Below are 26,665 nucleotides of genomic sequence, written 5' to 3'. Positions count from 1 at the left end.
GGACAGGAAGCCCAACCGGCATGAAACGCCTAAAAATCCTGCGGCGGTGGTTTGCGCGCAAGTTCGGCTTTGCGCGGCTGATGTGCCTCGCGCTGCTGGTCCTGTTTGCCGGCGCCCGTCTCTGGGACCCGCCGCCGATCCAGGAATTGCGGCTGCGCACCTTCGACATGTTCCAGTTGATCGATCCGCGCCACAAGACGGCGCGGCCCGTCACCATCGTCGACATCGACGACAAGAGCCTCGGCAAGCTCGGCCAATGGCCGTGGCCGCGGACGCGAATCGCCGATCTGATCCAGAACCTCACCAACAACGGCGCGGTGGCGATCGGCTTCGACGTGGTGTTCTCGGAAGCCGACCGGCTCAATCCGGATCTGGTCGCGAGCCAGATGCGCTATCTCGACGAGGTCACCCGCGCCAAGCTGCGCGAGCTGCCGACCAACGACCAGATCCTTGCCGAGGCGATCAAGCGCTCGCGCGTGGTGCTGGGCGAGACCGGGCTTCCAGGCGTGTTGTCCGAGCTCGACAAGTCGCTGCCCTTCACTGGCGTCGCGACGGTCGGCGAGGAGGGCGCCGAGCGCTTCCTGTTTGAATTCCCGGGCTTGTTGCGCAACGTGCCGATCATCGAGAAGGTCGCAGCCGGTCGCGGCCTGTTCTCGATCAGGACCGAGCGCGACGGTCTGATCCGCCGCGTGCCGATGATCATGCGCGCCCAGGGCAACATCATGCCCTCGCTCAGCCTCGAGATCCTGCGCGTCGTCACGGGCACGCCGACGCTGCTGGTTCGCACCGACAAGACCGGTATCAGGGCGATCCGCCTCAAGGGCGTAGAGATTCCGACCGACAAGAACGGCCAGCTCTGGGTGCATTACGCCCGCCGGGATCCTTCAATCTACGTCTCCGCGGCCGACGTGCTCGACAACAGCGTGCCGCCGAGCAAGATCGCCGGCAAGCTGGTGCTGATCGGCACCTCGGCGGGCGGGCTCAACGACATCAAGACCACGCCGGTGTCCTCGACCATGCCGGGGGTCGAGATCCATGCCCAGGTGCTGGAGAGCGTACTGAGCGGCGCGGTGATCTCCCAGCCGAACTATGCGCTCGGCGTCGAACTGATCGCCGCGCTGGTCATCGGCCTGCTCGTCATCGTCTTTACGCCAAACCTCGGCCCCGTGCGCTTGGTGCTTGCGGGCGCGATGTTCGCTGCCATCCTGGTCGGCGTGTCCTGGTTCTTCTACTCGCAGTACCGCTACCTCATCGATTTCACCTATCCGCTGCTGTCGACCACCGCGGTCTACCTAACGCTGATTTTTGCCAGCTTCGTGCGCGAGCAGCGCCAGCGCGTGCAGATCCGCGGGCAATTCGCGCAATACATGTCGCCGGTGCTGGTCGAGCAGCTCGTGCAGTCGCCGGAGAAGCTCGTGCTCGGCGGCGAGGAGCGCGAGATGACGATCATGTTCTCCGACGTGCGCGGGTTCACAACGATCTCGGAGAGCTACAAGGACGATCCGCAAGGGTTGATCGAGCTCATGAACCGCTTCCTGACGCCGCTGACCGACGTCATCATCGAGCGCAAGGGCTACATCGACAAATACATGGGCGACGCCATCATGGCGTTCTGGAACGCGCCGCTCGACGATGCCGAGCACGAGGTCAATGCCTGCGAGGCCGCGATCCAGATGCTGGAGCAGATCGACGCGGTCAACAAGGAGCGCGAGCAGGAAGCCGCCGACGGCGGCCACGTCTACATTCCGCTCAATGTCGGCATCGGTCTCAACACCGGCATCGGTGTGGTCGGCAACATGGGCTCCGACCTGAAGAAGAACTATTCCGTGCTCGGCGACAGCGTGAACCTGGCCTCGCGCCTCGAAGGGCAGACCAAGGAATACGGCTTCCCGATCATCGTCGGCTCCCGGACCGCGGTCGCCGCCAAGGACAAGTTCGCGATCCTCGAGCTCGACTTCATCATGGTCAAGGGGAAGACCGAGCCGGAGGTGATCTACGCCATCGCCGGCCGCGAGGACGTGATGCATTCGGGTGCCTTCCAGCGCCTGCGCAACATCACCATCGAAATGCTCGGCTGCTATCGCGGCCGCGACTGGCAGGGCGCGCTGGACGCCATCGAGCGCGGCCGCCGCAGCGAAGACGCCGACACGCTGGAAAAGCTGTTCAGGCTCTATGAAGCGCGGATCAGGGATTTCCAGCTCACGCCGCCGCCGGAAGGATGGACCGGGGCTTATGCGCTGCTGACGAAGTAGTTGCCTTCGTCACCACTCCCGTAGGGTGGGCAAAGGCGCGAAGCGCCGTGCCCACCATCCGCTCTCACCGAGGTCGAATGGTGGGCACGCTACGCTTTGCCCACCCTACGAGACTGAGTGTTTTGCGCGAATGTGCCACATAACAAAGAGTTTCGGCCCGGCCTGCGCCGGGACGACAGCGTTATTTGCCGAAGCTGAGGGCCCGCCTCACTCCACCCCGATCGTTGTCAGATCCTGGAACCAGTGCTGCGCTTGCACGAACTGCTTGATCTTCGGCGAGAGCGCGTGCGGATTTGTGTCGTGGACGACCCAGACCAGCGCAGCATCGTTCACGATCAGCGCATGCGCCTGCGCCAGCAGTGCGTCCTGTTTGGCGGAATCGAAGGTCTGCTTGGCCTCGTCGATCAACGCATCGACCTCAGGGTTCCTGTAGCCGCCCCAGTTGACGCCAACAGGCGCGATCTGCCCGGAATGGAAGAAGCGGACAATGGCGTAGAGCGGATCCGAGGTGACATAGGCGATGTTGTTGGCGGTGATGCCGGCGTTCATCTCGTCGGCCGCGCCCTTGCGCCAGTGTGTATATAATGTCTCGAGCTCGACGACCTTGAAGTCGATCTCGATGCCGATCTCCTTGAAACTCTGCTGCAGGAATTCGTTCATCGGCAGCGACAGCATCTGGCCGGTGCCGCCCTGCGCGATGATGAAGGTGGTCTTCAGCGGCTTCGCCTTGGAGTAGCCTGCCTCTTCGACCAGCTTCTTCGCTGCGGCAAGATCATATTTCAGCTCGAAGCTCGGCTTGCCGAACCACGGGCTGGACGGATCGACCTGTCCCTTGGCTGGCTTTGCCAGCCCGTTCATCAGGCCGACCACCGCCTCGCGATCGATCGCGAGGTTCAACGCCTTGCGCAGGCGGATGTCGGTCCAGGGCGAGCCCGGCAGCATGCTGAGGTGATAATTCCAGACATGCGGCGTGATGTTGTCGACGAGCTTCATGCCGGCGGCTTTCAGCTGCGGCACGGCATCCGGCGCGGGCGTTTCGATCAGGTCGACTTGCCCCGCAAGCAGTGCGTTGGTGCGCGTCAGCGCCTCCGGCATCGGCACCAGCACGATCTTATCGGCCTTCGGGATGCGCTTCTTGTTCCAGTAGTCCGGATTCTTAGTGAGTTCCGCGAGCTCGCGCGGCACCAGCTTCGTCAGTTTGAATGGACCGGTGCCCGAGGGCTGGCTGGCGAACTTGTCCCAGTCCTTGCCGAGCTTGTCGTACTGCGCCGGGCTCGACACCAGGAACCACAGCATCTGATATGGAAAGAAAGAATCGACCGTCTTGGTTGTGATCTCCACGGTAAAGTCGTCGATCTTGGCGTAGCTCGCGACCGAGGGCAGGCGGGTCTTCACCTGCGCGCTCTGCCGCTTGTCGAATTGCGGCGCCTTGTCGTTGAGCACCTTGTCCAGATTCCAGATCACCGCGTCGGCATTGAACTCGCTGCCGTCGTGAAACTTCACGCCTTTGCGCAAAGTGAAGCGCCATTTGGTCTTGTCGGCATCGTCGACCTTCCATTCGGTGGCGAGCCCCGGCACCAGCTTGCCGGGGCGATCGGCGACGTCCATCTCCCAGGCCACCAGCGGATCGTAGATCGTGTAGGCGGTGAACTGATAAGCGCCGGCGCCGCGATCGGGCTGGCCCGTCGTCAGCGGAATGTCCGCCATCGAGATGCCGTAGCGCACGACACTTTCGGCGCGCGCCGAGATTGCGGAGGCCGCCAGCGCAAGCACGGCGAGACAGGTCGACAGTCGAATACGCATTGGCCCAAAGCTCCCAGGAGATATCGGGACCAAACTTGCAATCTTGATGCCAGAATAGGCAGGGCGATGCGTTCGCCCGCGCGCGCCCCACAAGGACTTGTCGTCGCAGTGACAAATGGCAGAATAAGTTTCTCTTTGGCATAGCCATTGCATACGATTGCATCAAAAATAGTCATCGAAGCCGGAAAAGGATTGAGGCGATGCTTATCAAGAAGAACAAGACACATGCCGCGCTGATCGCACTCTTGGCGCTCGGCACGGCGGCCGCATCCCCGCGCGTCGCGAGCGCCGAAACTGTGCTGCGCATCGGCATGACCGCCGCCGATATTCCGCGCACGCTGGGCCAGCCCGACCAGGGTTTTGAAGGCAATCGCTTCACCGGCCTCACCATGTATGATGGGCTCACCGGCTGGGACCTGTCCTCGGCCGACAAGGCAAGCGTGGTGATTCCGGGCCTTGCCACCGAGTGGAAGGTTGACGACGCCGACAAGACCAAGTGGGTTTTCAAGCTGCGCCCGGGCGTGACCTTCCATGACGGCTCGCCGTTCAATGCGGACGCCGTGGTATGGAATGTCGAGAAGGTCTTGAAGCAGGACGCGCCGCAATTCGACGCCAGCCAGGTTGGCGTCACGGCCTCGCGCATGCCGACGCTGGCGTCGGCGAAGAAGATCGACGACATGACGGTCGAGCTCACCACCAAGGAGCCCGACAGCTTCCTGCCGATCAACCTCACCAATTTGTTCATGGCGAGCCCGACGAAGTGGCAGGCCTTCTACGACAAGGCCGAAGGCGCTGACGCCAAGGCGAAGTCGCAGGCCGCCTGGACCGCCTTCGCCAGGGACGCCTCGGGCACCGGCCCGTGGAAGATGGCGAGCTTCACCCCGCGTGAGCGGCTCGAGTTGGTCAAGAACGCGAACTACTGGGACAAGGCCCGTGTGCCCAAGGTCGACAAGATGGTGCTCTTGCCGATGCCGGAGGCCAACGCGCGCACCGCGGCGCTGCTGTCCGGGCAGGTCGATTGGGTCGAGGCCCCGGCGCCGGATGCGCTGCCCGAACTCAAGCAGCGCGGCTTCAAGCTCTACGCCAACGAGCAGCCGCATGTCTGGCCCTGGCAGTTCTCGCGCGTCGAAGGCTCGCCCTGGAACGACATCCGCGTGCGCAAGGCCGCGAACCTCTGTGTCGACCGCGAGGGCCTGAAGGATGGCCTGCTTGCCGGCCTGATGGTGCCGGCGACCGGCACTTTCGAGCCCGGCCATCCCTGGCGCGGCAAGCCGAGCTTCGAGATCAAGTACGACAAGGCGGCTGCGCAAAAGCTGATGCAGGAGGCCGGCTTCGGTCCGAACAAGAAGCTGACCGTAAAGACGCAGACATCCGCCTCCGGCTCGGGCCAGATGCAGCCATTGCCGATGAACGAATATCTCCAGCAGGCCCTGGCCGAATGCTATTTCGACGTGCAGCTCGACGTCATCGAATGGAATACGCTGTTCACCAACTGGCGCCGCGGCGCCAAGGATCCCTCAGCCAACGGCGCGAACGCGACCAACGTCACCTATGCGGCGATGGACCCGTTCTTCGCGCTGGTGCGCTTCCTGCAATCGGGCATGGCGCCGCCGGTGTCGAACAATTGGGGCTTCATCAACAACCCCAAGTTCGACGACCTCGTGAAGAAGGCGCGCCAGACCTTCGATCCCGCTGCGCGTGACGCCGCGCTCGCGGAGCTGCACGCAGCCTCCGTCGACGACGCCGCCTTCCTCTACGTCGCCCACGACGTCGGCCCTCGCGCCATGAGCCCGAAGGTGACAGGCGTGGTGCAGCCGAAGAGCTGGTTCATCGACTTCTCGCCGGTGTCGATGACGCAGTAATTCGCGCCGCGTACTCAGTGTACCCTCTCCCCTCCTGTCCGCCGAAGCCTTGGCGAAGGCGGATGTGGGAGAGGGTGGCTTCGCATTAGCGAAGCCGGGTGAGGGGTCTCTCTCCGCGGATGCGAACCCCTCGATCGCTGCAATGTCATCCGCGGAAACAACCCCTCATCCGGCGCTTCGCGCCACCTTCTCCCACAAGGGGAGAAGGAAAGAAAAGAAACAACGTGCTTAGCTATATCGCCAGACGCATCGTCTACGTCGTCCCGATCATCATCAGCGTGGCGCTGGTGTGTTTTCTGCTCGTGCACATCACGCCGGGCGATCCGCTCGTGGCCGTGCTGCCGGCCGACGCCTCGCAGGAGCTCGCCGCGCAGCTGCGCGCCGCCTATGGCTTCGACCGGCCGCTGCCGGTGCAGTTCGGGCTTTGGCTGCTGCGCGCGCTGCACGGCGATCTCGGCAATTCCATCGCCACGGGACGTCCCGTGCTGGCCGAGGTCATGCGCGCGGTCGGCAACACCGTCACGCTGGCGATTGCCGCGGCCATCATCGGCTTCACCATGGGCATCCTGTTCGGCCTGATCGCCGGCTATTTTCGCGAGACCTGGATCGACAAGGTCGCGACCTCCTTCGCGATCGCCGGCGTCTCGGTGCCGCACTACTGGCTCGGCATGCTGCTCGTCATCATCTTCTCGGTGCAGCTCAACTGGCTGCCCGCGGTCGGCGCTGGGCCGAGCGGCTCCAACTCCTGGGCCTGGGACTGGGCGCACCTGAAATATCTGGTGCTGCCGGCGATCACGACCTCGGTGATCCCGATGGGCATCGTCACCCGCACGGTGCGCGCGCTCACCGGCGACATCCTCAGCCAGGATTTTGTCGAGGCGTTGCGCGCCAAGGGCCTGCGTGAAACCGGCGTGTTCCGCCATGTCATCAAGAACGCCGCGCCTACTGCGCTCGCGGTGATGGGGCTTCAGCTCGGCTATATGCTCGGCGGCTCGATCCTGATCGAGACCGTGTTCTCCTGGCCGGGCTCGGGCTTCCTGCTCAACTCGGCGATCTTCCAGCGCGACCTGCCGCTGCTGCAAGGCACGATCCTGATCCTGGCGCTGTTTTTCGTGTTCCTCAATCTCTTGGTCGACATCGCGCAAGCCGCGATCGACCCGCGCATCAAGCGGGGCTAGCGGGATGAGTCTAGCTACTGCCACGCACCAGCTGCGCTCCCTCCCCCGCCTGCGGGGGAGGGTAGGGGAGAGGGTGTCTCCGCAATCGAGAACCCCCAAGAGGAGAGAACCCTCACCCGCGCCTTCGGCGCGACCTCTCCCGCAAGCGGGAGAGGTGCACCGCGTCCTTGGCGTGCACCGATTGCATCAATACCGCCCGGGAGCCAGCCGATGAGCGAGCTTCCGTTGTCCGCCACCAGCGATGCCGCGCTGCAGGCCGCACCCGCCACCAGGGCGCGCGGCTATTGGGCGACCGTCGGCCGCCGTATCATGCGCGACAAGGTCAGCATGGCCTGTGCGCTCGTGCTGCTGCTGATCTTCCTGTCCGCGGTCCTCGCGCCGTGGCTCGGTCTCGAAGATCCCTACAAGGGCTCGATGATCCGCCGCCTGCGCCACATCGGCACCGCTGGCTATCCGCTCGGCACCGACGAGCTCGGCCGCGACATGCTGGCGCGGCTGATCTATGGCGGGCGGCTGTCGCTGGTCATCGGCATTTTGCCGGTGATCCTCGCCTTCTGCATCGGCACCTCGCTCGGCCTTGTTGCCGGCTATGTCGGCGGCAGGCTCAACACCGCGATCATGAGGACGGTCGATGTGTTCTATGCGTTCCCGTCGGTGCTGCTGGCGATCGCCATCTCCGGCGCGCTTGGGGCAGGCATCCTCAATTCCATCGTGTCGTTGACCGTCGTGTTCGTGCCGCAGATCACCCGCGTCGCCGAGAGCGTCACCACCGGGGTGCGCAACATGGACTTCGTCGAAGCCGCGCGCGCCTCCGGCGCGGGGGCCTTCACCATCATGCGCGTGCACATCCTCGGCAACGTGCTCGGCGCCATCTTCGTCTATGCCACCAGCCTGATCTCGGTCTCGATGATCCTGGCGGCCGGCCTCTCTTTCCTCGGCCTTGGCACCAAACCGCCGGAGCCGGAATGGGGCCTGATGCTCAACACCTTGCGCACCGCGATCTACGTCAACCCCTGGGTTGCCGCATTGCCCGGCGCGATGATCTTCGCGGTCTCGATCTGCTTCAACCTGCTCTCGGACGGCCTGCGCAGCGCCATGGACATCAGGAATTAAGCTATGGTGATGCAAGAGCGAACTGCCGCGGCATCCTCCGTACACCTCTCCCGAAGGGAGAGGCACAGGCCGCCCTTGGCGGCCGTTCTTAAGAACGCCGAAGCGAAGCTTCGGCTATGTTGCATCGCAAGATGCAATCCGGGTGAGGGGTTACGCTGCATCGAGTTTGCCGCGCCCCCTCACCCGGCGCTTCGCGCCGACCTCTCCCCGATGGGGAGAGGTGAAGGGCGGCGGCCATGAGCGAGACCAATCCATCCATCGCCATGCTTGAGCCCGTCGAAGACCGTGGCGGCGTCGCGCAGCCGCTGCTTCAGGTCTCCGGCCTGACAAAACATTTCCCCGTGCGCGGCGGGCTGTTCGCCGCGAAGCGCACCGTGCGCGCGGTCGACAACGTCTCCTTCGCCGTCGCCAAGGGCGAGACCGTCGGCATCGTCGGCGAATCCGGCTGCGGCAAGTCGACCACCGCGCGGCTCTTGATGCATCTGATGCCGCGCGATACCGGCGACATCATCTATGACGGCATGACCGTGGGCCAGTCGCTAAGCTTACGCGAGCTTCGCCGCGGCATGCAGATGGTGTTTCAGGATTCCTACGCCTCGCTCAATCCGCGCCTCACGATCGAGGAATCCATCGCGTTCGGTCCCAAGGTCCACGGCATGGCCGACGGCGCGGCGCGCACCCTGGCGCGCGAGCTGCTCGGCAAGGTCGGCCTGCGTCCGGAAAACTTCGCCAGCCGCTATCCGCACGAAATCTCCGGCGGCCAGCGCCAGCGCGTCAACATCGCGCGGGCCCTGGCGCTGTCGCCGCGACTGGTGATCCTGGACGAGGCCGTCTCCGCGCTCGACAAATCCGTCGAGGCGCAGGTGCTCAATCTGCTCGCCGATCTCAAGCGCGAGTTCGGCCTGACCTATCTCTTCATCAGCCACGACCTCAACGTCGTGCGCTACATCTCAGACCGCGTGCTGGTGATGTATCTCGGCGAGGTGGTCGAGCTCGGCCCGGTCGACCAGGTCTGGGACCAGCCGGCGCATCCCTATACGCGCGCGCTGCTGGCGGCGATGCCGTCCTCCGATCCTGATAACCGCACCGAGACGCCGCCGATCACGGGCGATCCGCCCAATCCGATCGATCCGCCCTCGGGCTGCCGCTTCCACACCCGATGTCCGTTTGCGGAGCCGCTCTGCGCAAATGCGACACCAAAGCTCACTGCGCTGGATAATATGGGCCACGAGGCCGCGTGCTACATGGCGATTCCGGGTTCAGGCCATAGCCGTGCGCCCAGGGAGAAGACCGCATGACGAGACCGACACCGAAAGAGATCAAGCCGATGGCGCAGATCGCCGGCGTCCCCGTGGACGACGAGATCGCGACCCGCATCTCCAATTCCATTGGGCCGGCGTTCGAAGGCTTTGCGGCCATTGCCGGCACGCTGCCGTTCGACCTCGAGCCAGCGCTCTATCCGATCGCGCAGACGCAGAAGGTGTCGAAATGAGCACCGAGCCTGCCTTGATGACGCTCACCGAGGTCGCGCGTGCGATCGCGATGAAGCAGCTGTCCTCGCATGAGGCGACGCGCATGCTGCTGCTGCGCATCGCGCAGTGGCAGCCGCATCTCAACGCCTTCATGTCGATTGAAGCGGAGGCCGCGCTGAAGGCGGCCGAGGCCGCCGACGCCGAGCTCGCCAGGGGCAACGTCCGTGGTCCGCTGCACGGCGTGCCGCTCGCGCACAAGGACATGTATTACGACGCCGGCAAGGTCGCGACCTGCGGCTCGCTGATCCGCCGCGATTTCGTCCCGACCGTGACCTCCACCGCCTTGCAGCGGCTGAAGGATGCCGGTCAGGTTCGGCTCGGCACGCTGCACCTCGCCGAATTCGCCTATGGCCCGACCGGGCACAACGCTCATTACGGCCCGGTGCGCAATCCCTGGAACGTCGCGCACATCACCGGCGGCTCGTCGTCGGGCTCCGGCTCGGCGGTTGCGGCGCGGCTGACCTATGCGGCGCTCGGCTCGGACACCGGCGGCTCGATCCGCATGCCCGCGCATTTCTGCGGTGTCACGGGCCTCAAGACCACCGTCGGCCGGGTCAGCCGCGCCGGCGCGATGCCGCTGTCGCAATCGCTCGACACGGTCGGCCCGCTCGCCCGCACCGTCGAGGACTGCGCGCTGCTGCTGGCGCTGATGGCCGGTGCGGACCCCGCAGATTCGACCTGTAGCCATGAGCCGCTGTCGGACTATGTCGCCGCGACCAAGGGCTCGCTGAAGGGCCTGAAGGTGGGGGTGCCCGCGTCCTTCTATGTCGACGATCTCGACAGCGAGGTCGCGCGCGTGCTGGACGAAACCATCGCCGTGCTCAAGCGCGAGGGCGCCGACATCGTCGCGGTCGAGCTGCCGGATCAGCGGCAATTGTCGTCGGCGAGCCAGCTCGTGCTCGCGGCCGAAGCCGCCGCCTTCCACAAACGCTGGATGATCGAGCGTCCGCAGGATTACAGCGCGCAAGTCTTGATGCGGCTTCAGAACGGCCTCGCCGTTCCTGCCATCACTTATCTGGAGGCGATGCGCTGGCGCGGCCCGGCACTCGCCGCGCACAACGCGGCCACCGCGGGTGTCGATGCGGTGATCGCACCGGCTTCCCCGGTGCCGGCGCCGACGATCGAGGAAAGCGATGTCGGCGGTGGTCCGAACGCGCCGGCACTGTTGCAGCGGCTGACGCTGTTCACCCGCCCGGTGAATTTCCTCGGTCTGCCGTCGCTCACGGTGCCGTCCGGCTTCACCAGAAGCGGCCTGCCTGTAGGCATGCAGCTGATTGGCCGCTCCTTCGATGAAGCCACCTTGCTCACCATCGGCGCCGCGTTCCAGCGCGTCACCGACTATCACGACCGGATACCGAAACTGCCGTCATGACAAAGCTCGTCGATATCTCAGGCCTCAACATCCGCTTCACCGGCGAGCGCACGGTCTATGCCGTGAACGATCTCAGCCTCTCGCTCGGCAACAGTGAGGTGCTGGGCCTGCTCGGCGAGTCCGGCTCGGGCAAGAGCGTGACGTTGCGTGCGCTGATGCGGCTGCTGCCGAAGAAGCGCACGCAAATTTCGGGCACGGTCAACGTGATGGGCCGCGACGTGCTCGCCATGAACGACGAGGAGCTGTCGTCGTTCCGCGGCCAGACCGTCTCGATGATCTTCCAGGAGCCCGCGCTCGCGCTCGATCCGGTCTACACCATCGGTGCGCAGATTGCCGAGAGCGTGGTGCGCCACGAAGGCAAGAGTTTTGCGGAAGGGCGGGCGAGGGCACTCGACATGCTCGAGGTCGTGCGCATCCCCTCGGCAAAACGCCGGCTGGATGCCTATCCGCACGAGATGTCCGGCGGCATGCGCCAGCGAGCGATGATCGCGCTCGCACTGGCCTGCCGTCCCAAGATTTTGCTCGCGGACGAGCCGACCACGGCGCTCGATGCCACTGTGCAGATCCAGATCCTCTTGCTGCTGCGCGAGTTGCAGCGCGAGTTCGGCATGTCCGTCATCTTCGTCACCCATGACATCGGCGTCGCCATCGAGATCTGCGACCGCGTCGCGGTGATGTATGCCGGCCAGATCGTGGAGCAGGGGAACCTGCGCGACATCGTGCGTTCGCCGGTGCATCCCTATGCCAAGGGGCTGCTTGCCTCCACCATCCACGGCGCCAAGCGCGGGCAGCGGCTCGAAACCATTCCCGGCACCCCGCCCTCGCTGGCCGAGAAACCCCACAATTGCTCCTTCGCCCCCCGCTGCAAGTTCGCCGAGCCGCGCTGCCTGGAGCAGCTGCCTGCGAATGTGGAGGTCGGGCCGGGCCGGGCGGCGAGGTGCGTGCTGGCGGAGCAGGTCACCGCACCGTCGTAATACTGAGCGCACCCGGCCAGGGCCTGCGCTACTGTGCATGGGGTTGTTTTCGACATTTTTTGTCTGCACTGCCGCAACCGGGCAGCCACGAACGCCATTCAGACCCCATTCATCCCGATTCCGGTTCCATGCGGCCATTCACGCCAGAGGGACCTCACTTATGTACATTTCTAACGAAGGCCTGCTCGTCATCCTGTTCGTCGGCCTGGTCGCCGGCTGGCTGGCCGGAAAGATCGTGAGGGGCGCCGGGTTCGGCATCATCGGCGACATCGTGATCGGCATCGCCGGGGCCCTGGTGGCCAGCCTCTTGTTCCCAAAGCTCGGCATTCGTCTCGGCACCGGGCTCGTCTCCGAGATCGTCTATTCCGCCATTGGCGCCGTCATTCTGCTTCTGGTGGTGCGGCTGGTGCGTGGCGGGGGCCGGTTCTAGCCGGCGTTCGGCAGATCGGAGCTTGCGGCCTCTCCCTTTTCCGGGGAAGAGGCTGAAAGCCTGCAAGAAAAAGCCGCAAGCCTGTGAAATTCCGGACTTGCGCGGAAGTCTATCAGGGGTAGATGTGGCCCATCAGGGCCCCGGATTAATTCGACTGCGTTGACGGCCGGAAAACAGATGTTAATCCGAGGCGAGTACCCTGAATCGCCTTTGAAATCAGGGGCATTGCCCCTCACCCGAAAGAGATCAGACTGATGGCAGCCATCCCTGGCGTCCGCCGTTCAGAGCTCGGTGACGCCTTGCGCGCTTGTCGCATGGCGTTCATCGGCGTCGGCTTGATGAGCTGCATGATCAACCTGCTCTATCTGACCGGGTCGATCTTCATGCTGGAGGTCTACGACCGGGTGCTGCCGAGCCGCAGCATCCCGACCCTGGTCGGCCTGATCATCCTAGCCAGCTTCCTCTACATGGCGCAGGGCGTGCTCGACATGATCCGCAACCGCATTCTGGGGCGGATCGGCACTTCGCTCGACGAGGCGCTCAACAAGCGCGTGTTCGACACCATCGTGCGACTGCCGCTGCTGGTCGGCAGCCGCAACGAGGGCCTGCAGCCGCTGCGGGACCTCGACAATGTCCGTTCCTTCCTCGGTGGCATGGGCCCGAGCGCGTTCTTCGACCTGCCCTGGCTGCCGCTCTATCTCGCCATCTGCTTCGCCTTCCACGTCCTGATCGGCGTCACCGCGCTGGTCGGCGCCATCATCCTGGTCGGTCTGACGCTGGTCACCGAGTTCATGTCCCGCCAGCCGGCGAAGGAGGCGATGGGCCTTGCCGCCCAGCGCAACGATCTCGCCCAGGCCAGCCGCCGCAACGCCGAAGTCATGGTGTCCATGGGCATGGCCAGCCGCATGAACCAGCGCTGGAGCGAGGCCAACGAAAAATACCTGGCCGGCAATCAGCGCGCGAGCGACGTCGCCGGCGGTCTCGGCGCGGTCGCAAAGGTGCTGCGCATGATGCTGCAATCGGCCGTGCTCGCGGTTGGTGCCTATCTCGTCATCCATCAGGAGGCGACCGCCGGCATCATCATCGCCGGCTCGATCCTCTCCGCCCGCGCGCTCGCGCCGGTCGATCTGGCGATTGCGCACTGGAAGTCCTTCGTCGCGGCCCGCCAGAGCTGGCAGCGTCTCACGCGGCTCCTCGAGCAGATGCCGGCGCAGGCGATGCCGACCCAGTTGCAGGCACCCACCAGCCGGCTCTCGGTCGAAGGCGTCGCCATGGTGCCGCCGGGCGACCAGCGCCTCATCGTACAGGACATCACCTTCGCGCTCACCGCCGGCAACGGCCTCGGCGTGATCGGGCCAAGCGGCTCCGGCAAGTCGTCGCTGATCCGCGCGCTGGTCGGCGTCTGGCAGCCGGTGCGCGGCAAGGTGCGGATCGACGGCGCGGCGCTCGACCAATGGTCGTCCGACGTGCTCGGCCGTCACATCGGCTACCTGCCGCAGGACGTCGAATTGTTCGGCGGCACCATCGCGCAGAACATCAGCCGGTTCGATCCCGAGGCCACCTCCGACGCCATCATCGCCGCGGCCAAGGAGGCCGGCGTGCACGAGATGATCATCAAGATGCGCGAGGGCTACAACACGCAAGTCGGCGAGCAGGGCGCCGCGCTCTCCGCAGGGCAGGCGCAGCGCGTGGCGCTGGCGCGCGCGCTCTACGGCAACCCGTTCCTGATCGTGCTCGACGAGCCCAACTCCAATTTGGACACTGAAGGCGACGAGGCGCTGACTCGCGCCATCCGCTCGGCGCGCGAGCGCGGCGCCATCGTCGTCGTGGTGGCGCACCGGCCGATCGGCGTCGAGGCGGTCGACCAGATCCTGGTGCTGCGCGATGGCCGCATGCAGACCTTCGGTCCCAAGGAGCAGGTGCTCGCCCAGGTGCTCCAGCCGCGCGTGACGCCGCCGGCGCCGATCAAGATCGTCAGCGAAGGTGGAGTACCCAAGCCATGAGCACGTTGGCGATCGGCGGCCCGAAGCCTGCCGCGAAGAAGACGGTGCGCGATTCGATCAAGTTTCACCTGATGCTCGGGCTTGGGATCGTGCTGGTCCTGGTCGTCGGCTTCGGCGGCTGGGCCTCGACGGTGCTGATCTCGGGCGCGCTGATCGCGCCGGGGCAGATCGTGGTCGAATCCAACGTCAAGAAAGTGCAGCATCCGACCGGCGGCGTGGTCGGCGAGGTGCGCGCCCGCGATGGCGACGTGGTCAAGGCCGGCGACGTCGTGGTGCGGCTCGACGATACCGTCACCAAGGCCAACCTTGCCATCGTCACCAAGAATCTCGACGCCGCGCAGGCGCGCGCGGCGCGGCTCCAGGCCGAGCAGCGCGGTGTCGACAAGATCGAATTCCCGCAGAGCCTCCTCGAGCGGGTCGACGATCCTGACGTCAGGGTGCTGCTCTCCGCCGAAACCAAGCTGTTCGACGTCCGCGTCAACGGCCGCACCGGGCAGAAAGCGCAGCTGCGCGAGCGCATCACGCAGCTCAACGAGGAAATCGCAGGTCTCAGCGCCCAGGAGAAAGCCAAGGACCAGGAGATCGCGCTGGTGCAGAACGAGCTCACCGGCGTGCGCGAGCTCTACGACAAGCGCCTGGTGCAGATCTCGCGCCTGACCCAGCTCGAACGCGACTCGGCGCGTCTCAACGGCGAGCGCGCTCAATACATCGCTTCGCGCGCCCAGGCCAAGGGCAAGATCACCGAGACCGAGCTCCAGATCATCCAGATCGACAAGGACGTGGTCAGCGAGGTCTCCAAGGACCTGCGCGAGACCAACGACAAGATCGGCGAACTGATCGAGCGCAAGGTTGCCGCCGAAGACCAGCTCCGCCGCGTCGACATCCGCGCGCCGCAGGACGGCATGGTGCTGCAATCGACGGTGCACACCGTCGGCGGTGTCGTCACCGCCGGCGATGCCCTGATGCTGATCGTGCCGCAGGCCGACGATCTCCAGGTCGAGGCTAAGGTCAACCCGGTCGATATCGACAAGCTCCAGATCGGCCAGAAGACGTTGTTGCGCCTGTCCGCCTTCAACCAGCGCACCACGCCCGAGCTCAACGGCGTCGTCAGCCGCGTGTCGCCCGACGTCACCACCGACCAGCGCACCGGCCAGAGCTATTACACCATCCGCGTCTCGATGCCGGCCGAAGAGGTCGCCCGCCTCGGCGACGTCAAGATGATTCCCGGCATGCCCGTGGAAGCCTTCGTCCAGACCGGCGACCGCACCATGCTGTCCTATCTGATGAAGCCGCTGCACGACCAGCTGATGCGCGCGTTCCGGGAGAAGTGACGCACGAAAGCGCGGCATCTCCCAGCGTCATTGCGAGCGCAGCGAAGCAATCCAGTCTGCCTCAGCGGAGAGATTTCTGGATTGCTTCGCTGCGCTCGCAATGACGACTTGGCTGTCAGTTTGCTATACTGCGATTGCAAACAGCAACCCGGCGGTCGACCATGCAATCCCCACCCTCCATCGCCACCGAATCCTTCTCCGACGCCGGCCTCGCGGTCGCACGACTCGAAGAGATCTATGAGCGCAACACAAAATTCCTGCGCGATCGGTTCGAGGCTTACGTTGGCGGCGAAACGGTCACGATGCGGGTTCGCGCTTACTATCCCTTCGTCCGTCTCACCACCGCGACGCATGCGCGGCTGGACTCGCGCCTGTCCTACGGTTTCGTCCATGGCCCCGGCGTGCACGAGACCAGCGTGACGCGGCCGGATCTATTCCGCGCCTATCTCACCGAGCAGATCGGACTCCTGATCCAGAACCACGCGGTGCCCGTCGAGATCGGCGAGTCCACTGAACCGATCCCGATCCACTTCGCCTATCGCCGCGACATCAACATCGAGGCCGCCATTACCACCAGCGAGAACTCCGTCATCACGCGATCGCTGCGCGATGCGTTCGACGTGCCTGATCTCGCCACGATGGACGATTCGATCGCCGACGGCACCTTCGAGCTCCACCCCGGCGCGCCCGAGCCGCTATCCTTGTTCCGCGCGGCCCGCGTCGACTACTCGCTGCGTCGGCTTTACCACTACACCGGCACGGATCCCGAATATTTCCAGAACTTCGTGATCTTCACCAACTATCAGTTCTATGTCGACGCATTTGCGCAGCTCTGCCAGCAGCGGCTTCAATCCGGCGAGGCTGGTCTCGATGCCTTCGTCGCGCCCGGCAATGTGATCACGTGCAATGGCGGCGCCATCAGCGGAATGGCGCCCGTGCGCGCACCGCAGATGCCGGCCTTCCACCTGGTCGCACCCGACTATCGCGGCATCACCCTGATCAATATCGGCACCGGTCCATCCAACGCGCGCAACGTCACCGACCATGTCGCCGTGCTGCGGCCGCATGCCTGGCTGATGCTCGGCCATTGCGCCGGCCTGCGCAACACGCAGCGGCTGGGCGACTACGTGCTCGCCCACGGCTACGTGCGCGAGGATCACGTGCTCGACCGCGAGCTGCCGCCGTGGGTACCGATCCCAGCACTGGCCGAGATGCAGGTTGCGCTTGAGGAGGCGGTCGAGGACGTCACCGGGCTGGAAGGCTTCGAGCTGAAGCGGCTGATGCGCACCGGCACCGTCGCGAGCGTCGACAACCGCAACTGGGAGATCTCCGGGCCGGCCGTGATCCGCCGCTTATCGCAATCCCGTGCGGTCGCGCTCGACATGGAATCGGCCGCGATCGCCGCCAACGGCTACCGCTTCCGCGTCCCCTACGGCACGCTGCTTTGCGTCTCCGACAAGCCGCTGCATGGCGAGATCAAGCTCGCCGGCATGGCCAGCGAGTTCTATCGCCGCCGCGTCGGACAGCATCTCGAGATCGGTCTGAAGGCGCTGGAGCGGCTGAAGCAGCAGGAATCGGAGCGGCTGCATTCGCGAAAGCTGAGGAGCTTTGCCGAGGTCGCGTTTCAGTAGCGCGTCCCTCCCGCTTGCCGGCAGGATCTGGCAGCAAGACTGTCGCACGCCCGAGACCGGCGTCTCCGTGAGAACGCAATCATCCCGGAATATCGCCGCCATAGCAGGGTTATCACGTCATCCGGGGCCGCGTAGTCAGAAGCAGGAGACAGCAATGATCACAGCAATGGTCAGAGTCGTCGTGCTGGGAACGTTCGCAGCGGCGCTGTTCGCTTCGCCGGTATTGGCTGCGGGCGGTGGAGGAGGCGGTGGAGGTGGCACCAGCTCCACGGATCCCTATGCGGGCGCCTATTCGGATCAGAGAGCGCAGCCCACCTACCCGAAACGCTCCAACCCAAAGGCAACCCAGAAAGGCAAGAAGCCGAACAACCAGTCCAGCATCGGTGATCCCGCATTCGCGGCCGGCTACCGCGCGGCCTATGACACGATCTACGAGCGCAACGACTATGCGGTCGCGATCGAGCAATTGAAGGCGCTCGGCCACGACGATCATCCGAACGTCGCCAATCTCATCGGTTACTCATATCGCAAGCTCGGCGACTACAAGCAGTCGCAGATTTGGTACGAGCGCGCGCTGAAGGCCGATCCGAATCACGTGCTGACCTGGCAGTATTATGGGCTTTGGCAGCTCGAGCAGGGCAACCGCGAGCAGGCAATGTTTCACCTGAGCCGCATCGCTGCGATCTGCGGGCCCGATTGCGAGGAGTACAAGTCCCTGGCGACTGCGCTGGAGAAACCCACAGGCGCGGCCCTCGTTTACTGAGAACGCAGGGTGGGGCCGGCCCGCGGCTGTACGAAGCGCAGTCCGCTCGGCGTAGTCCACTATCGCGACGATAGGTGGGTTACGCCTTGGGCTAACCCATCTACACATGGTGACAAGCGAAGAAATTTTCAGCATTGTCCGGCGCGGGGGCTCGACCGGGACGACTTGATGCCACTCATGCGCGACAAGATCATTGGCCATGACCTCGAACGGCTGGCCTTTCGCTTCACCATGCTGAACGACGGCGATGTGGTACAGTGTCAGATCAGCGACGCCGCGATGGACGAACTCGCGGGCATGCAGGGCACCGAAAGCAGCGCACGTCAGGCGCAGTTCCTGTCCCTGCGCGAGACCATCGAGCGGATCGCGTCAGACCTTTACGACGAAGCGCCGAGGTTTCAGGGCTATGTGGTGCGGATCTTTATGCGGCATTTGGGGCGGTAAGCCTACATACTCCGCTGTCATGCCCCGGCTTGCCGCCTTCGCTAAAGCTTCGGCGGCCGAGTACCCTTGTGGCCCCGGCGTAGCCTTGGCGGAGCCGGGACCGGGGCATCCAGTACGCCGCAGCGTATCGATTCAATCACAACCGCGCCTCGGAGTACTGGATCGCCCGGTCAAGCCGGGCGATGACAGCAGTGTTGGTGCGAGACTACCCCGACTCACTTGATCGCGCAGCAGCTCACTCCTCCAGCTTCTTCAGCAACAATTTCAGCGCCGTCGCCGCGAACACCTGCATGTTAGCGAGCCGGTCATTGCTGCCCGTCTCCAGCGTCATCACCTCTGCCGCAGGGCCCGCCACCGCCATGCAGCTATGGCCGGCGGCGTCGCCGTAGCGGTTGCCGGTGGGGCCGGCGGCTCCGGTTTCGGACAGGCCCCAGTCGCACCCGAAGCGCGTTCGCATCCGCTCAGCAAGCAGTTTCGCATAGGGCTCCGAGGAGGAGCGAAAGCCCTTCATGCCGTCGTCCGAAATATCCATCAGCACGCGCCTGGCGTCGCGGGTGTAGACCACGGCGCCACCGAGGAAATAGGCGGACGCGCCGGGCACGGCGAGCAGGCTGGCCGAGATCAGGCCACCGGCCGAGGATTCTGCCACCGCAATGGTCTGTTTGCGCGCGATCAGCTTGGCCGCGACCTGTTCCGCAATGCCGACGAGCTCTTTCATGTCCTTCACCTCTGATCCTCGCAACTGTGCTCAGCCTTCCTAGCATATGACGAAAGCCTTGGCCGAGTTGCGGGCGGCGGGCAGGCCTGCTTGAATGGCGGAGACAAAGCGGAGCGGCCAGTGCCGCCCGCGAGAAGACCAAGAAGCTTTGAAGGGAAACGTGAAGGAGACGTCATGGCGTCCCTGATCGCCGGCGGGGTGGATTGCGATTTGCATCCGGCCGTGCCGCATCTGACCAGCCTGCTGCCGTACTTGAACGATTATTGGCGCGATCAGGTGACGACGCGCGGCATGGTCGATCTCGTCTCGCAATCCTATCCGCCGAACTCGCCGATCGTGGCGCGGCCCGATTGGCGCCCCGAGAACGGCAAACCCGGCGAAAGCCTGGAGGACATGCAGCGTCATGTGCTCGATCCTTTCCAGCTCAAGCTCGCGATCTGCAATCCGCTCTACGGCGTGCAGATGGTGTTCTCCGAGGACATGCAGGCGGCCTTCTGCCGCGCGCTGAACGACTGGCTCGTGAAGGAATGGCTCGATCGTGATCCGCGGCTGCGCGGCTCGATTGTGATTCCCACGCAAAGCGTCGAGAAGGCCGTCGCCGAGATCGAGCGCTGCGCGCAGGATCGCCGCTTCGTGCAGGTGCTCATGCTGGTCATGGGCGACACGCCGCTCGGCAAGCGCGCGCTGTGGCCGATCTATGCAGCCGCGGAAAGTCTGGAATTACCGATCGGCATCCATGCCGGTTCCGCCTACCACAATCCGCCCACCGCCGTGGGATGGGGCTCTTATCACATCGAGGATTATGTCGGTCAGGCCCAGGCGTTCCAGACCCAGCTCACCAGCCTGATCGTCGAGGGCGTGTTCGCCAAATATCCGCGGCTGAAAATGGTGATGCTGGAGTCCGGCGTCTCCTGGATCGCGCCCTATCTCTGGCGCCTGCACAAGTTCTGGCGCGGGGTGCGGATGGAGACGCCCTGGGTCGATCGCGCGCCGCTGGAGATTGTGCGCAGCAACATCCGCTTCTCGTTACAGCCATTTGATGCGCCGCCGGAACCTGAGACATTAATTCGCCTGTTTGATCATATGCAGTCGGAGGAATTGGTCCTATTCTCCACGGACTATCCGCACTGGCAGTTCGACGGCCAGGACGCGCTGCCCGAAGGTCTGTCCCCCGATCTCGTGCACAAGATCATGATCGACAATCCGCATGCGACCTATCCCCGCCTGACTTAGCCCGCTGCCAAAGGAGGCAAGGCGATGAATATCCAGTTCCGCGAGAGCTCCGAAGCTGCTTCCCCACTGACTGCGAAAACCGCGATCGCGGATTGCGACATCCATCCGGCCCGCGCCACCCGCACCGAGCTCTATCCCTACCTCGCCAAACGCTGGCAGCATCACCTCGACATCTACGGCGTCCATGCCTATCAGGGCATGATGGAAGGCCCGCCCTATCCGAAAGCCCAGCCCAACGCCTCGCGCCGCGACGCCTATCCGCCGGAAGGCGGCCCGCAAGGTTCCTCCCTCTCCTTCATGCAGAAGCAGCTGCTCGATCCCAACAACGTGCAGCTCGGCGTGCTCAATCCACTCAACGCCGGGCAGGGTATCCGTAATCACGAGCTCTCGGCTGCACTGTGCTCGGCGATCAACGACTGGCAGATCGACAAATGGACCAGCAAGGACAAGCGGCTGAAGGCGTCCATCGTCGTCGGCAATGAGGACGGGCTCTCGGCCGCCGCCGAGATCCGCGAGCGCGCCGGCGACAAGAACTTCGTCCAGGTGCTGCTGCTCAGCCGCAATGTCGAGCCGCTCGGCCAGCGTCGTTATTGGCCGATCTATCAAGCCGCAGAAGAGGCCGGCCTTCCCGTCGGCGTGCACGCCTTCGGCTTCGGCGGCAATCCAATCACGCCGTCGGGCTGGCCGTCCTATTACATCGAGGAGATGGTGGGACATTCGCAGTGCCAGCAATCGGCGCTGGCGAGCCTCGTGTTGGAGGGCGTGTTCGCGCGCTTCCCGAAACTGAAGATGGTGATGATCGAAGCCGGCTTCGGCTGGGCGCCGTCGCTGGCGTGGCGGCTCGACAAGGCCTGGCAGCGGCTGCGCAGCGAGGTGCCGCATGTGAAGCGGCCGCCGTCGGAATATATCCGCGAGCAGGTGTGGTGGACCACGCAGCCGATGGAAGACCCGGAGCGGCGCGAGGATTTGTTCGACGTCATCAACTGGATCGGTTGGGACCGGCTCTTGTTCGCGACCGACTATCCGCATTGGGACTATGACGAGCCGTCGCGCGTGCTGCCAGCCGGCGTCAGCGAGACCAATCGCGAGGCGTTCTATCTCGGCAATGCGCGCAAGCTCTACGGATTGGCTTGATGGCGCGTCATGTGATCGCCGCGGTCGACGAGCTTCCGCCGGGCACGCGAAAATTCCTGGAGATCGACGGACGGCCGATCGCCGTTTTCAACATCAAGGGCGAATATTTCGGCCTGATGAACCGCTGCCCGCATCAGGGCGCGGCGTTGTGCGAGGGCCCGCTGATCGGCCTCGCGCAATCGAAGGATCCCGGCGAGATCGAATATACGAAACTCGGCGAGATCATCCGCTGCCCCTGGCACGGCTGGGAGTTCGATATCCGCACCGGCCAGTCCTATTGCGACCCCCGCCGGTTTCGTGTGAAGGCGTATCCGGCCAATGTCGAACCGGGCGCCAGCGTGGTGAAGGGGCCGTATGTCGCCGAGACGATCCCGGTCCGGATCGAGAGCGACTACGTGGTGGTGGAGCTGTAGTCTCGCTTCTTCACCCTCCCCTGGAGGGGGAGGGTCGTTCGCGCGCAGCGCGAGCGGGGTGGGGTGATCTCTCCACTCGGGCACTGTTGGTTTTGGAGAGACCGTCACCCCACCCCGTCTCACATTATCGCTGCGCTCAATGTGAGCCGACCCTCCCCCTCCAGGGGGAGGGTAAGAGGCGCCCCGGAATGACGCCCTCTCAATGCCCCGCCACCGGCTCCGGCACCACGTCATAGGCCGGCACCGCCTTGCCGCCGCCGCGATACACCGTCGAGGCCGCGATGATGCCGAGCAGAGCTGCGAACATCAGCCAGAAACCGGGCGAGGCCTTGTCGCCGCTCCGCTCGATCAGCCAGGTCGAGGCGAATGGCGTGAAGGTGCCGAACAGAGCGGCGGCGAGCGCGAAGGCGAGCGAGAAGCAGGTGGTGCGCACATGCGCCGGCACGATCTCGACGAGAGCACCGAGCATGGTGCCGCTGTAGACGCCGAAATAGAACGAGAACATCATCTCGACCGCGAGCAGCTTGCCGAAGGTCGGCGCCGTCACCAGCCAGTGCAGCGCCGGATAGGCAGTGACGAGCGAGAGGCCGGCGATGGCGAGCAGCACCGGCTTGCGGCCGATGCGATCGGACAGCGCACCGCCGACCGGATTCCAGATGAAGTTGGTCACCGCCACGAGCAGCGTGACCAGCAGCGCTTCCTGTGTCGACAGCTTCAGCACGGTCTTGCCGAAGGTCGGCGTGTACACCGTGACGAAATAGAACGTCGTCGTGGTCAGGATCGCGATCATCATGCCGAGGATGACGATGCGCCAATTGGCGAGCGCGGACGCGAACACCTCGTTCGCGGTCGGATGCTTCTTCATGGCGAGGAAGGCCGGCGTCTCCTCCAGCGTCCGCCGCAGCAGGAAGATCAGCGGAATGATCAGGCAGCCGACGAAGAAGGGAATGCGCCAACCCCAGGCGGCGACGGTGTCGGCCGGCATCACCTCGGAGAGAATGAAACCGAGGATCGAGGCCACGAAGATCGCGACCTGCTGGCTCGACGATTGGAACGAGGTATAGAAGCCGCGATTGCCGGGCGTTGCGATTTCCGCAAGATACACCGACACGCCGCCGAGCTCGACGCCGGCGGAGAAGCCTTGCAGCAGGCGGCCGATCAGCACGATGACGGGCGCCGCGATACCGATGGTTGCGTAGCTCGGGCAGAACGCGATGACGACGGTGCCGAAGGCCATGATGCCGAGCGTGACGATCAGGCCCTTGCGGCGGCCGATACGGTCGATATAGGCCCCTAACACGATCGCGCCCACCGGTCGCATCAAGGCGCCGAGCCAGAACACGCCGAACGTGTTGAGCAGCGAGGCCGTCTCGTTGGTGGAGGGGAAGAACGCCTTGCCGATCGCGGCGGCATAGAAACCGAACAGGAAGAAGTCGAACTGCTCGAGGAAATTGCCCGACGTGGCGCGCAGGATGGCGCCGACGCGCGACTTGATCGCGGGTGGATTCGATGCGGCTGATCCAGCCATGGCGTTCTCCCCTTGGAAAGGCGTGGCCGGCCGGAATTCATCTTCGGCCAGCCGACAGATTGATGCTGCGACAATCTGCCTCACCCCTTCCCGCACGGTGGGAGCCGAGTCAATCGATTTTGCCGAGGAAGCTGATGATTTTTCAGGCTTTATTTTGCGTTGCAGCGATCATCCAGTTCCGGAAAGCGGTCAGCTTCGGCGCTTCGCGGCGGCCCTCTGGCGAGACCAGGTAGAAGCCGGCATCGGCCGGCAGCGCGATCTTGAAAGGCACCACGAGCCGGCCCTTGGCGATGTCGTCCTGGACGTAGGAGGTCCGGCCCATCGCGACGCCGATGCCGTCGATCGCGGCCTGGATGGTCATGAAGATCATGTCGAAGGTGATGCCGGGTTGCCTGGCGATATCGGCCGGCAGGCCCGCCGCCGTCAGCCACAGCCGCCAATCGTCGCTATTGGCGTTGGAGGTGTGCAGCAGCGGATGGTTGCGCAGGTCCTCCGGCCGGCGCAGCGGCTTGTCGCCGCGCAGCAGTGACGGACTGCACACCGGAAACAGCTCGTCTGCCATCAGCCAGTCGGCACGCAGGCCCGGCCACTGGCCGCGGCCATAGCGGATCGCGGCATCGACGTCGTCGCGCTGGAAGTCGACGAGACTGGTCGAGGTGGTGATGCGGACGTCGATGCCGGGATGCTGTTCCTGGAAATCGGTGAGCCGCGGCAGCAGCCATTTTGCGGCGAGCGAAGCCAGCGTCGACACCGTCAGCACCTTGTCGTCGTCCTTGCGCAGCAGCCGATCGGTGGCGAGGCGCAGGTCGTTGAAGGCAGCGCGGACGCCGGGGAGGTAATCCCGCGCCTCCGGCGTCAGCGCCAGCGCACGGTTCTGCCGGACGAACAGGCGGATGCCGAGCTCCTCCTCCAGCCTTCGGATCTGATGGCTGATCGCGGTCTGGGTCACGTTCAGCTCGGCCGCCGCCAGCGTGAAGCTGAGATGGCGCGCAGCGGCCTCGAACGCCCGCAATCCGTTCAGGGACGGCAATCTGGCAGTCATTTGGCAGCAGGATACATGACGTTATTTCATGCGAAAAGGTACAAATTGTCGTTTGTCGCGGCGCAGCAGAAGGCAGATATTCGCGGTCAAATTAGCTCCAGGAGCTGAAGATGTCTACGTTGACCCAGAATTCGATGACAAATCATCATGCGCCAGGTCTGCTCCACCAGATCGGCGACACCCTCCACCTCTGGCATGAGCGCTACCGTAACAGGCGCGAGCTCACCAACTGGACCGCGCGCGATCTACAGGACGTCGGCCTGTCCTGGTCCGACATTGCCTATGAGGCCGACAAACCCTTCTGGCGGGCCTGATAGGCCGTCAGGCCGGCGCCGCCTGATCACGGGGGCGCCGGCGGTCCCCTTTTCGCACGGTGCCGGTCATGAGTACGCTTCGCCTCGAAGATCTCACGCAATATTCGGATACGCTGCGCACCCGGCAGGGTGAGGCCGTCACCGTTCGCTTCGTCGAGCCGCGCGATACCGAGGAGCTCCAGCACTATTTCCGCTCGCTCTCGACCCGCTCCCGCTACAACCGCTTCTTCGGCGCGATCAGCGAATTGCCGAAGGGGCTGCTGCACGATTTCCTCGAGGTCGGTGAGCGCGAGCGCTTCACCGCGGTCGCGACCATGATGGTCGACGGCTTCGAGACCATCGTCGCCGAAATGCGCTATGCGCTCCATGCGGAAACATCGACGCTCGAGTTCGGCCTGTCGGTCGATGATCGCTGGCACGGCCACGGCATCGCCACCGCGCTTCTGAAGAATCTCGAATGCCGCGCCGCCGCGCTCGGCGCCGAGCGCATCTTTGGCGACACGCTGCGCTCCAACGAGACCATGATCTCGCTCGCCCGCAAATCCGGCTTCGCCTTCGTCAACCATCCCGACGATTGGAAGCTGGTGCGCTTCGACAAGGAGATCACGGTCGCACCGAAAGACATTCCCTGTGCGAGCTGGCGGCTCGCCGCGCTTTCCCGTCAGGCCGACAGCCCCTCAGCCTCGGCCTGACACCACTCGATGCCCGGCTTGCTGCCGGGCATTTTTTTGCGCCACCTACTTCCCCGTGAACACCGCCTTGCGCTTCTCGATGAAGGCCTGCACCGCCTCCTTGTGATCGGCGGTCGTGGTGAGGCGAATCAACCGTTCAGCTTCGTGATCCCGGGCGGTCTCGAAGTCGAACAGCACGGCCTCGTCGAGATTGTCCTTCATGTAGCGCAGCGCGAGGCGCGGGCCTTCGGCGAAAGATCTGGCCAGCGCGAAGGCTTCAGTTTGCAGTTTGTCATCAGGCACCACACGGTTGACGAGACCGATGGCCTCGCACCTGACAGCGTCGACACGGTCGCCGGTGAACATCAATTCGCGCGCCCGTGCGGTGCCGACCAGCCGGGTCAGCAGCCAGGCGATGCCGTAATCACCGCTGAGCGCGATGCGGGCGTAGCCAGTGGCGACAAAGGCAGATTGCGCGGCGATGCGAATGTCGCAGGCCATGGCGATGGCAAGCCCGGCGCCGACCGCGGGGCCGGGCAGGGCGGCGATCGTCGGCTTGCGCACCGACACCAGCGCGCCGGTGAGCAGCCGCTGCCGCTCCTGGAGATCGGCGATGCGATCGTCGAGCGACATCTCCAGCTTCTTCGGATCACGATGCGCGCCCATGCCCTTGACGTTGCCGCCGGCGCAGAACGCTTCGCCCGCGCCGGTAAGCAGCAGCGCGCCGACATCAGGGTTCTCGCCGCAGCTCCGGATCATCGTGCGCAGCGCCGGCGTCAGCGTGTCCGATAGCGAGTTGCGCGCCTCGGGCCGATTCAGCGTGATGACGGCGACGCGGTCGCGGATCACGCAGAGGAGTTCATCGGTACCGGTATCGATGGTGGTTTCCGTGCTCATGTCGCTCCCTTATTGTTCCGTCATTGC

Annotated in this window: 24 protein-coding genes; 19 read left to right on the top strand and 5 right to left on the bottom strand. The window is 64.6% G+C overall.

All coding sequences use genetic code 11. The features are described 5' to 3' along the window. Positions 1 to 20 precede the first annotated feature (20 nt). Positions 21 to 2,252: a CHASE2 domain-containing protein gene (locus tag AAE027_RS16995; protein ID WP_370987866.1), complete on the top strand. Its 2,232-nt coding sequence runs from the start codon at positions 21 to 23 to the stop codon at positions 2,250 to 2,252. A 207-nt stretch (positions 2,253 to 2,459) separates the two neighbouring features. On the opposite strand, the gene AAE027_RS16990 is transcribed toward AAE027_RS16995, so the two are convergent. Continuing rightward, positions 2,460 to 4,055, bottom strand: a complete 1,596-nt coding sequence (locus AAE027_RS16990) for an ABC transporter substrate-binding protein (protein WP_370987867.1) — start codon at positions 4,053 to 4,055, stop codon at positions 2,460 to 2,462. Between the two features lie 200 nt (positions 4,056 to 4,255). On the opposite strand from AAE027_RS16990, the gene AAE027_RS16985 reads away from it, so the two are divergent. The 13 genes from AAE027_RS16985 (at position 4,256) to AAE027_RS16925 (ending at position 18,688) form a co-directional block, all read left to right on the top strand. Next, the gene (locus AAE027_RS16985) at positions 4,256 to 5,917 is read left to right on the top strand and encodes an ABC transporter substrate-binding protein (RefSeq protein ID WP_370987868.1); all 1,662 of its coding nucleotides are present in this window, start codon (positions 4,256 to 4,258) and stop codon (positions 5,915 to 5,917) included. Positions 5,918 to 6,141: 224 nt separating this feature from the next. Then, on the top strand, positions 6,142 to 7,095 hold the full coding sequence (locus AAE027_RS16980; protein ID WP_370987869.1) for an ABC transporter permease: 954 nt from the start codon (positions 6,142 to 6,144) through the stop codon (positions 7,093 to 7,095). A gap of 210 nt (positions 7,096 to 7,305) precedes the next feature. Then, a complete protein-coding gene (locus AAE027_RS16975; protein ID WP_370987870.1) occupies positions 7,306 to 8,208 on the top strand; it encodes an ABC transporter permease in 903 nt (300 codons plus the stop codon). A 236-nt stretch (positions 8,209 to 8,444) separates the two neighbouring features. Continuing rightward, entirely contained in the window at positions 8,445 to 9,506 is a 1,062-nt protein-coding gene (locus tag AAE027_RS16970; RefSeq protein WP_370987871.1) for an ABC transporter ATP-binding protein, read from the top strand. Further along, complete coding sequence (locus AAE027_RS16965) at positions 9,503 to 9,700, top strand: hypothetical protein (protein ID WP_091890669.1); 198 nt, start codon at positions 9,503 to 9,505, stop codon at positions 9,698 to 9,700. The genes AAE027_RS16970 and AAE027_RS16965 overlap by 4 nt, the downstream gene beginning before the upstream one ends. Further along, positions 9,697 to 11,112, top strand: a complete 1,416-nt coding sequence (locus AAE027_RS16960) for an amidase (protein ID WP_370987872.1) — start codon at positions 9,697 to 9,699, stop codon at positions 11,110 to 11,112. Before AAE027_RS16965 ends, AAE027_RS16960 begins: the two co-directional genes overlap by 4 nt. Continuing rightward, positions 11,109 to 12,086 carry an ABC transporter ATP-binding protein gene (locus tag AAE027_RS16955; protein ID WP_370987873.1) on the top strand — a complete coding sequence of 326 codons (978 nt, stop codon included), beginning with the start codon at positions 11,109 to 11,111 and terminating at the stop codon, positions 12,084 to 12,086. The genes AAE027_RS16960 and AAE027_RS16955 overlap by 4 nt, the downstream gene beginning before the upstream one ends. 160 nt (positions 12,087 to 12,246) lie before the next feature. Beyond that, positions 12,247 to 12,516, top strand: coding sequence for a GlsB/YeaQ/YmgE family stress response membrane protein (locus AAE027_RS16950; protein WP_091890659.1), 270 nt, complete (start codon positions 12,247 to 12,249; stop codon positions 12,514 to 12,516). A gap of 254 nt (positions 12,517 to 12,770) precedes the next feature. Continuing rightward, a complete protein-coding gene (locus AAE027_RS16945) occupies positions 12,771 to 14,519 on the top strand; it encodes a type I secretion system permease/ATPase (protein WP_370987874.1) in 1,749 nt (582 codons plus the stop codon). Continuing rightward, positions 14,516 to 15,850 carry an HlyD family type I secretion periplasmic adaptor subunit gene (locus AAE027_RS16940; RefSeq protein WP_370987875.1) on the top strand — a complete coding sequence of 445 codons (1,335 nt, stop codon included), beginning with the start codon at positions 14,516 to 14,518 and terminating at the stop codon, positions 15,848 to 15,850. Before AAE027_RS16945 ends, AAE027_RS16940 begins: the two co-directional genes overlap by 4 nt. A 161-nt stretch (positions 15,851 to 16,011) precedes the next feature. Then, positions 16,012 to 17,481: an AMP nucleosidase gene (locus AAE027_RS16935; protein WP_370987876.1), complete on the top strand. Its 1,470-nt coding sequence runs from the start codon at positions 16,012 to 16,014 to the stop codon at positions 17,479 to 17,481. Positions 17,482 to 17,635: 154 nt separating this feature from the next. Next, complete coding sequence (locus tag AAE027_RS16930) at positions 17,636 to 18,244, top strand: tetratricopeptide repeat protein (protein WP_370987877.1); 609 nt, start codon at positions 17,636 to 17,638, stop codon at positions 18,242 to 18,244. Positions 18,245 to 18,421: 177 nt separating this feature from the next. Next, on the top strand, positions 18,422 to 18,688 hold the full coding sequence (locus tag AAE027_RS16925; protein ID WP_244551202.1) for a DUF1488 family protein: 267 nt from the start codon (positions 18,422 to 18,424) through the stop codon (positions 18,686 to 18,688). Positions 18,689 to 18,923: 235 nt separating this feature from the next. On the opposite strand, the gene AAE027_RS16920 is transcribed toward AAE027_RS16925, so the two are convergent. After that, positions 18,924 to 19,406 carry a CinA family protein gene (locus tag AAE027_RS16920; protein WP_128942421.1) on the bottom strand — a complete coding sequence of 161 codons (483 nt, stop codon included), beginning with the start codon at positions 19,404 to 19,406 and terminating at the stop codon, positions 18,924 to 18,926. Between the two features lie 174 nt (positions 19,407 to 19,580). On the opposite strand from AAE027_RS16920, the gene AAE027_RS16915 reads away from it, so the two are divergent. Genes AAE027_RS16915 through AAE027_RS16905 form a run of 3 tightly spaced genes read left to right on the top strand, consistent with a single transcriptional unit; the run spans position 19,581 to position 22,186 of the window. Continuing rightward, positions 19,581 to 20,639, top strand: coding sequence for an amidohydrolase family protein (locus tag AAE027_RS16915; protein ID WP_370987878.1), 1,059 nt, complete (start codon positions 19,581 to 19,583; stop codon positions 20,637 to 20,639). Positions 20,640 to 20,663: 24 nt separating this feature from the next. After that, a complete protein-coding gene (locus AAE027_RS16910) occupies positions 20,664 to 21,773 on the top strand; it encodes an amidohydrolase family protein (RefSeq protein WP_370987879.1) in 1,110 nt (369 codons plus the stop codon). Beyond that, the gene (locus AAE027_RS16905; RefSeq protein ID WP_370987880.1) at positions 21,773 to 22,186 is read left to right on the top strand and encodes a Rieske (2Fe-2S) protein; all 414 of its coding nucleotides are present in this window, start codon (positions 21,773 to 21,775) and stop codon (positions 22,184 to 22,186) included. The genes AAE027_RS16910 and AAE027_RS16905 overlap by 1 nt, the downstream gene beginning before the upstream one ends. A 199-nt stretch (positions 22,187 to 22,385) precedes the next feature. On the opposite strand, the gene tcuC is transcribed toward AAE027_RS16905, so the two are convergent. After that, positions 22,386 to 23,714 (bottom strand): MFS transporter, encoded by a 1,329-nt coding sequence (gene tcuC, locus AAE027_RS16900; protein WP_370987882.1) that lies wholly within the window; start codon positions 23,712 to 23,714, stop codon positions 22,386 to 22,388. A 142-nt stretch (positions 23,715 to 23,856) separates the two neighbouring features. Then, on the bottom strand, positions 23,857 to 24,756 hold the full coding sequence (locus tag AAE027_RS16895) for a transcriptional regulator GcvA (protein WP_091890626.1): 900 nt from the start codon (positions 24,754 to 24,756) through the stop codon (positions 23,857 to 23,859). Positions 24,757 to 24,866: 110 nt separating this feature from the next. Here AAE027_RS16895 and AAE027_RS16890 point away from each other — a divergent pair, with 110 nt between their 5' ends. Continuing rightward, a complete protein-coding gene (locus AAE027_RS16890; RefSeq protein ID WP_091890623.1) occupies positions 24,867 to 25,070 on the top strand; it encodes a DUF1127 domain-containing protein in 204 nt (67 codons plus the stop codon). 68 nt (positions 25,071 to 25,138) lie between these two features. Further along, positions 25,139 to 25,762 (top strand): GNAT family N-acetyltransferase, encoded by a 624-nt coding sequence (locus tag AAE027_RS16885; protein ID WP_370987883.1) that lies wholly within the window; start codon positions 25,139 to 25,141, stop codon positions 25,760 to 25,762. Between the two features lie 45 nt (positions 25,763 to 25,807). On the opposite strand, the gene AAE027_RS16880 is transcribed toward AAE027_RS16885, so the two are convergent. Beyond that, positions 25,808 to 26,638 carry an enoyl-CoA hydratase gene (locus AAE027_RS16880; protein WP_370987884.1) on the bottom strand — a complete coding sequence of 277 codons (831 nt, stop codon included), beginning with the start codon at positions 26,636 to 26,638 and terminating at the stop codon, positions 25,808 to 25,810. Positions 26,639 to 26,665: the final 27 nt, after the last annotated feature.

This window comes from Bradyrhizobium sp. DN3 (assembly GCF_041357655.1).
GTDB lineage: Bacteria > Pseudomonadota > Alphaproteobacteria > Rhizobiales > Xanthobacteraceae > Bradyrhizobium.
Note: the sequence above shows the minus strand (reverse complement) of the source record. Positions and strands in the feature narration are given on the sequence as shown.

Coding starts and splice junctions, on each gene's coding strand:
- AAE027_RS16995 (WP_370987866.1), top strand. CDS start 21: ATGAAACGCCTAAAAATCCTGCGGCGGTGGTTTGCGCGCAAGTTCGGC.
- AAE027_RS16990 (WP_370987867.1), bottom strand. CDS start 4,055: ATGCGTATTCGACTGTCGACCTGTCTCGCCGTGCTTGCGCTGGCGGCC.
- AAE027_RS16985 (WP_370987868.1), top strand. CDS start 4,256: ATGCTTATCAAGAAGAACAAGACACATGCCGCGCTGATCGCACTCTTG.
- AAE027_RS16975 (WP_370987870.1), top strand. CDS start 7,306: ATGAGCGAGCTTCCGTTGTCCGCCACCAGCGATGCCGCGCTGCAGGCC.
- AAE027_RS16970 (WP_370987871.1), top strand. CDS start 8,445: ATGAGCGAGACCAATCCATCCATCGCCATGCTTGAGCCCGTCGAAGAC.
- AAE027_RS16965 (WP_091890669.1), top strand. CDS start 9,503: ATGACGAGACCGACACCGAAAGAGATCAAGCCGATGGCGCAGATCGCC.
- AAE027_RS16960 (WP_370987872.1), top strand. CDS start 9,697: ATGAGCACCGAGCCTGCCTTGATGACGCTCACCGAGGTCGCGCGTGCG.
- AAE027_RS16955 (WP_370987873.1), top strand. CDS start 11,109: ATGACAAAGCTCGTCGATATCTCAGGCCTCAACATCCGCTTCACCGGC.
- AAE027_RS16950 (WP_091890659.1), top strand. CDS start 12,247: ATGTACATTTCTAACGAAGGCCTGCTCGTCATCCTGTTCGTCGGCCTG.
- AAE027_RS16945 (WP_370987874.1), top strand. CDS start 12,771: ATGGCAGCCATCCCTGGCGTCCGCCGTTCAGAGCTCGGTGACGCCTTG.
- AAE027_RS16940 (WP_370987875.1), top strand. CDS start 14,516: ATGAGCACGTTGGCGATCGGCGGCCCGAAGCCTGCCGCGAAGAAGACG.
- AAE027_RS16935 (WP_370987876.1), top strand. CDS start 16,012: ATGCAATCCCCACCCTCCATCGCCACCGAATCCTTCTCCGACGCCGGC.
- AAE027_RS16930 (WP_370987877.1), top strand. CDS start 17,636: ATGATCACAGCAATGGTCAGAGTCGTCGTGCTGGGAACGTTCGCAGCG.
- AAE027_RS16925 (WP_244551202.1), top strand. CDS start 18,422: ATGCGCGACAAGATCATTGGCCATGACCTCGAACGGCTGGCCTTTCGC.
- AAE027_RS16920 (WP_128942421.1), bottom strand. CDS start 19,406: ATGAAAGAGCTCGTCGGCATTGCGGAACAGGTCGCGGCCAAGCTGATC.
- AAE027_RS16915 (WP_370987878.1), top strand. CDS start 19,581: ATGGCGTCCCTGATCGCCGGCGGGGTGGATTGCGATTTGCATCCGGCC.
- AAE027_RS16910 (WP_370987879.1), top strand. CDS start 20,664: ATGAATATCCAGTTCCGCGAGAGCTCCGAAGCTGCTTCCCCACTGACT.
- AAE027_RS16905 (WP_370987880.1), top strand. CDS start 21,773: ATGGCGCGTCATGTGATCGCCGCGGTCGACGAGCTTCCGCCGGGCACG.
- tcuC (WP_370987882.1), bottom strand. CDS start 23,714: ATGGCTGGATCAGCCGCATCGAATCCACCCGCGATCAAGTCGCGCGTC.
- AAE027_RS16895 (WP_091890626.1), bottom strand. CDS start 24,756: ATGACTGCCAGATTGCCGTCCCTGAACGGATTGCGGGCGTTCGAGGCC.
- AAE027_RS16890 (WP_091890623.1), top strand. CDS start 24,867: ATGTCTACGTTGACCCAGAATTCGATGACAAATCATCATGCGCCAGGT.
- AAE027_RS16885 (WP_370987883.1), top strand. CDS start 25,139: ATGAGTACGCTTCGCCTCGAAGATCTCACGCAATATTCGGATACGCTG.
- AAE027_RS16880 (WP_370987884.1), bottom strand. CDS start 26,638: ATGAGCACGGAAACCACCATCGATACCGGTACCGATGAACTCCTCTGC.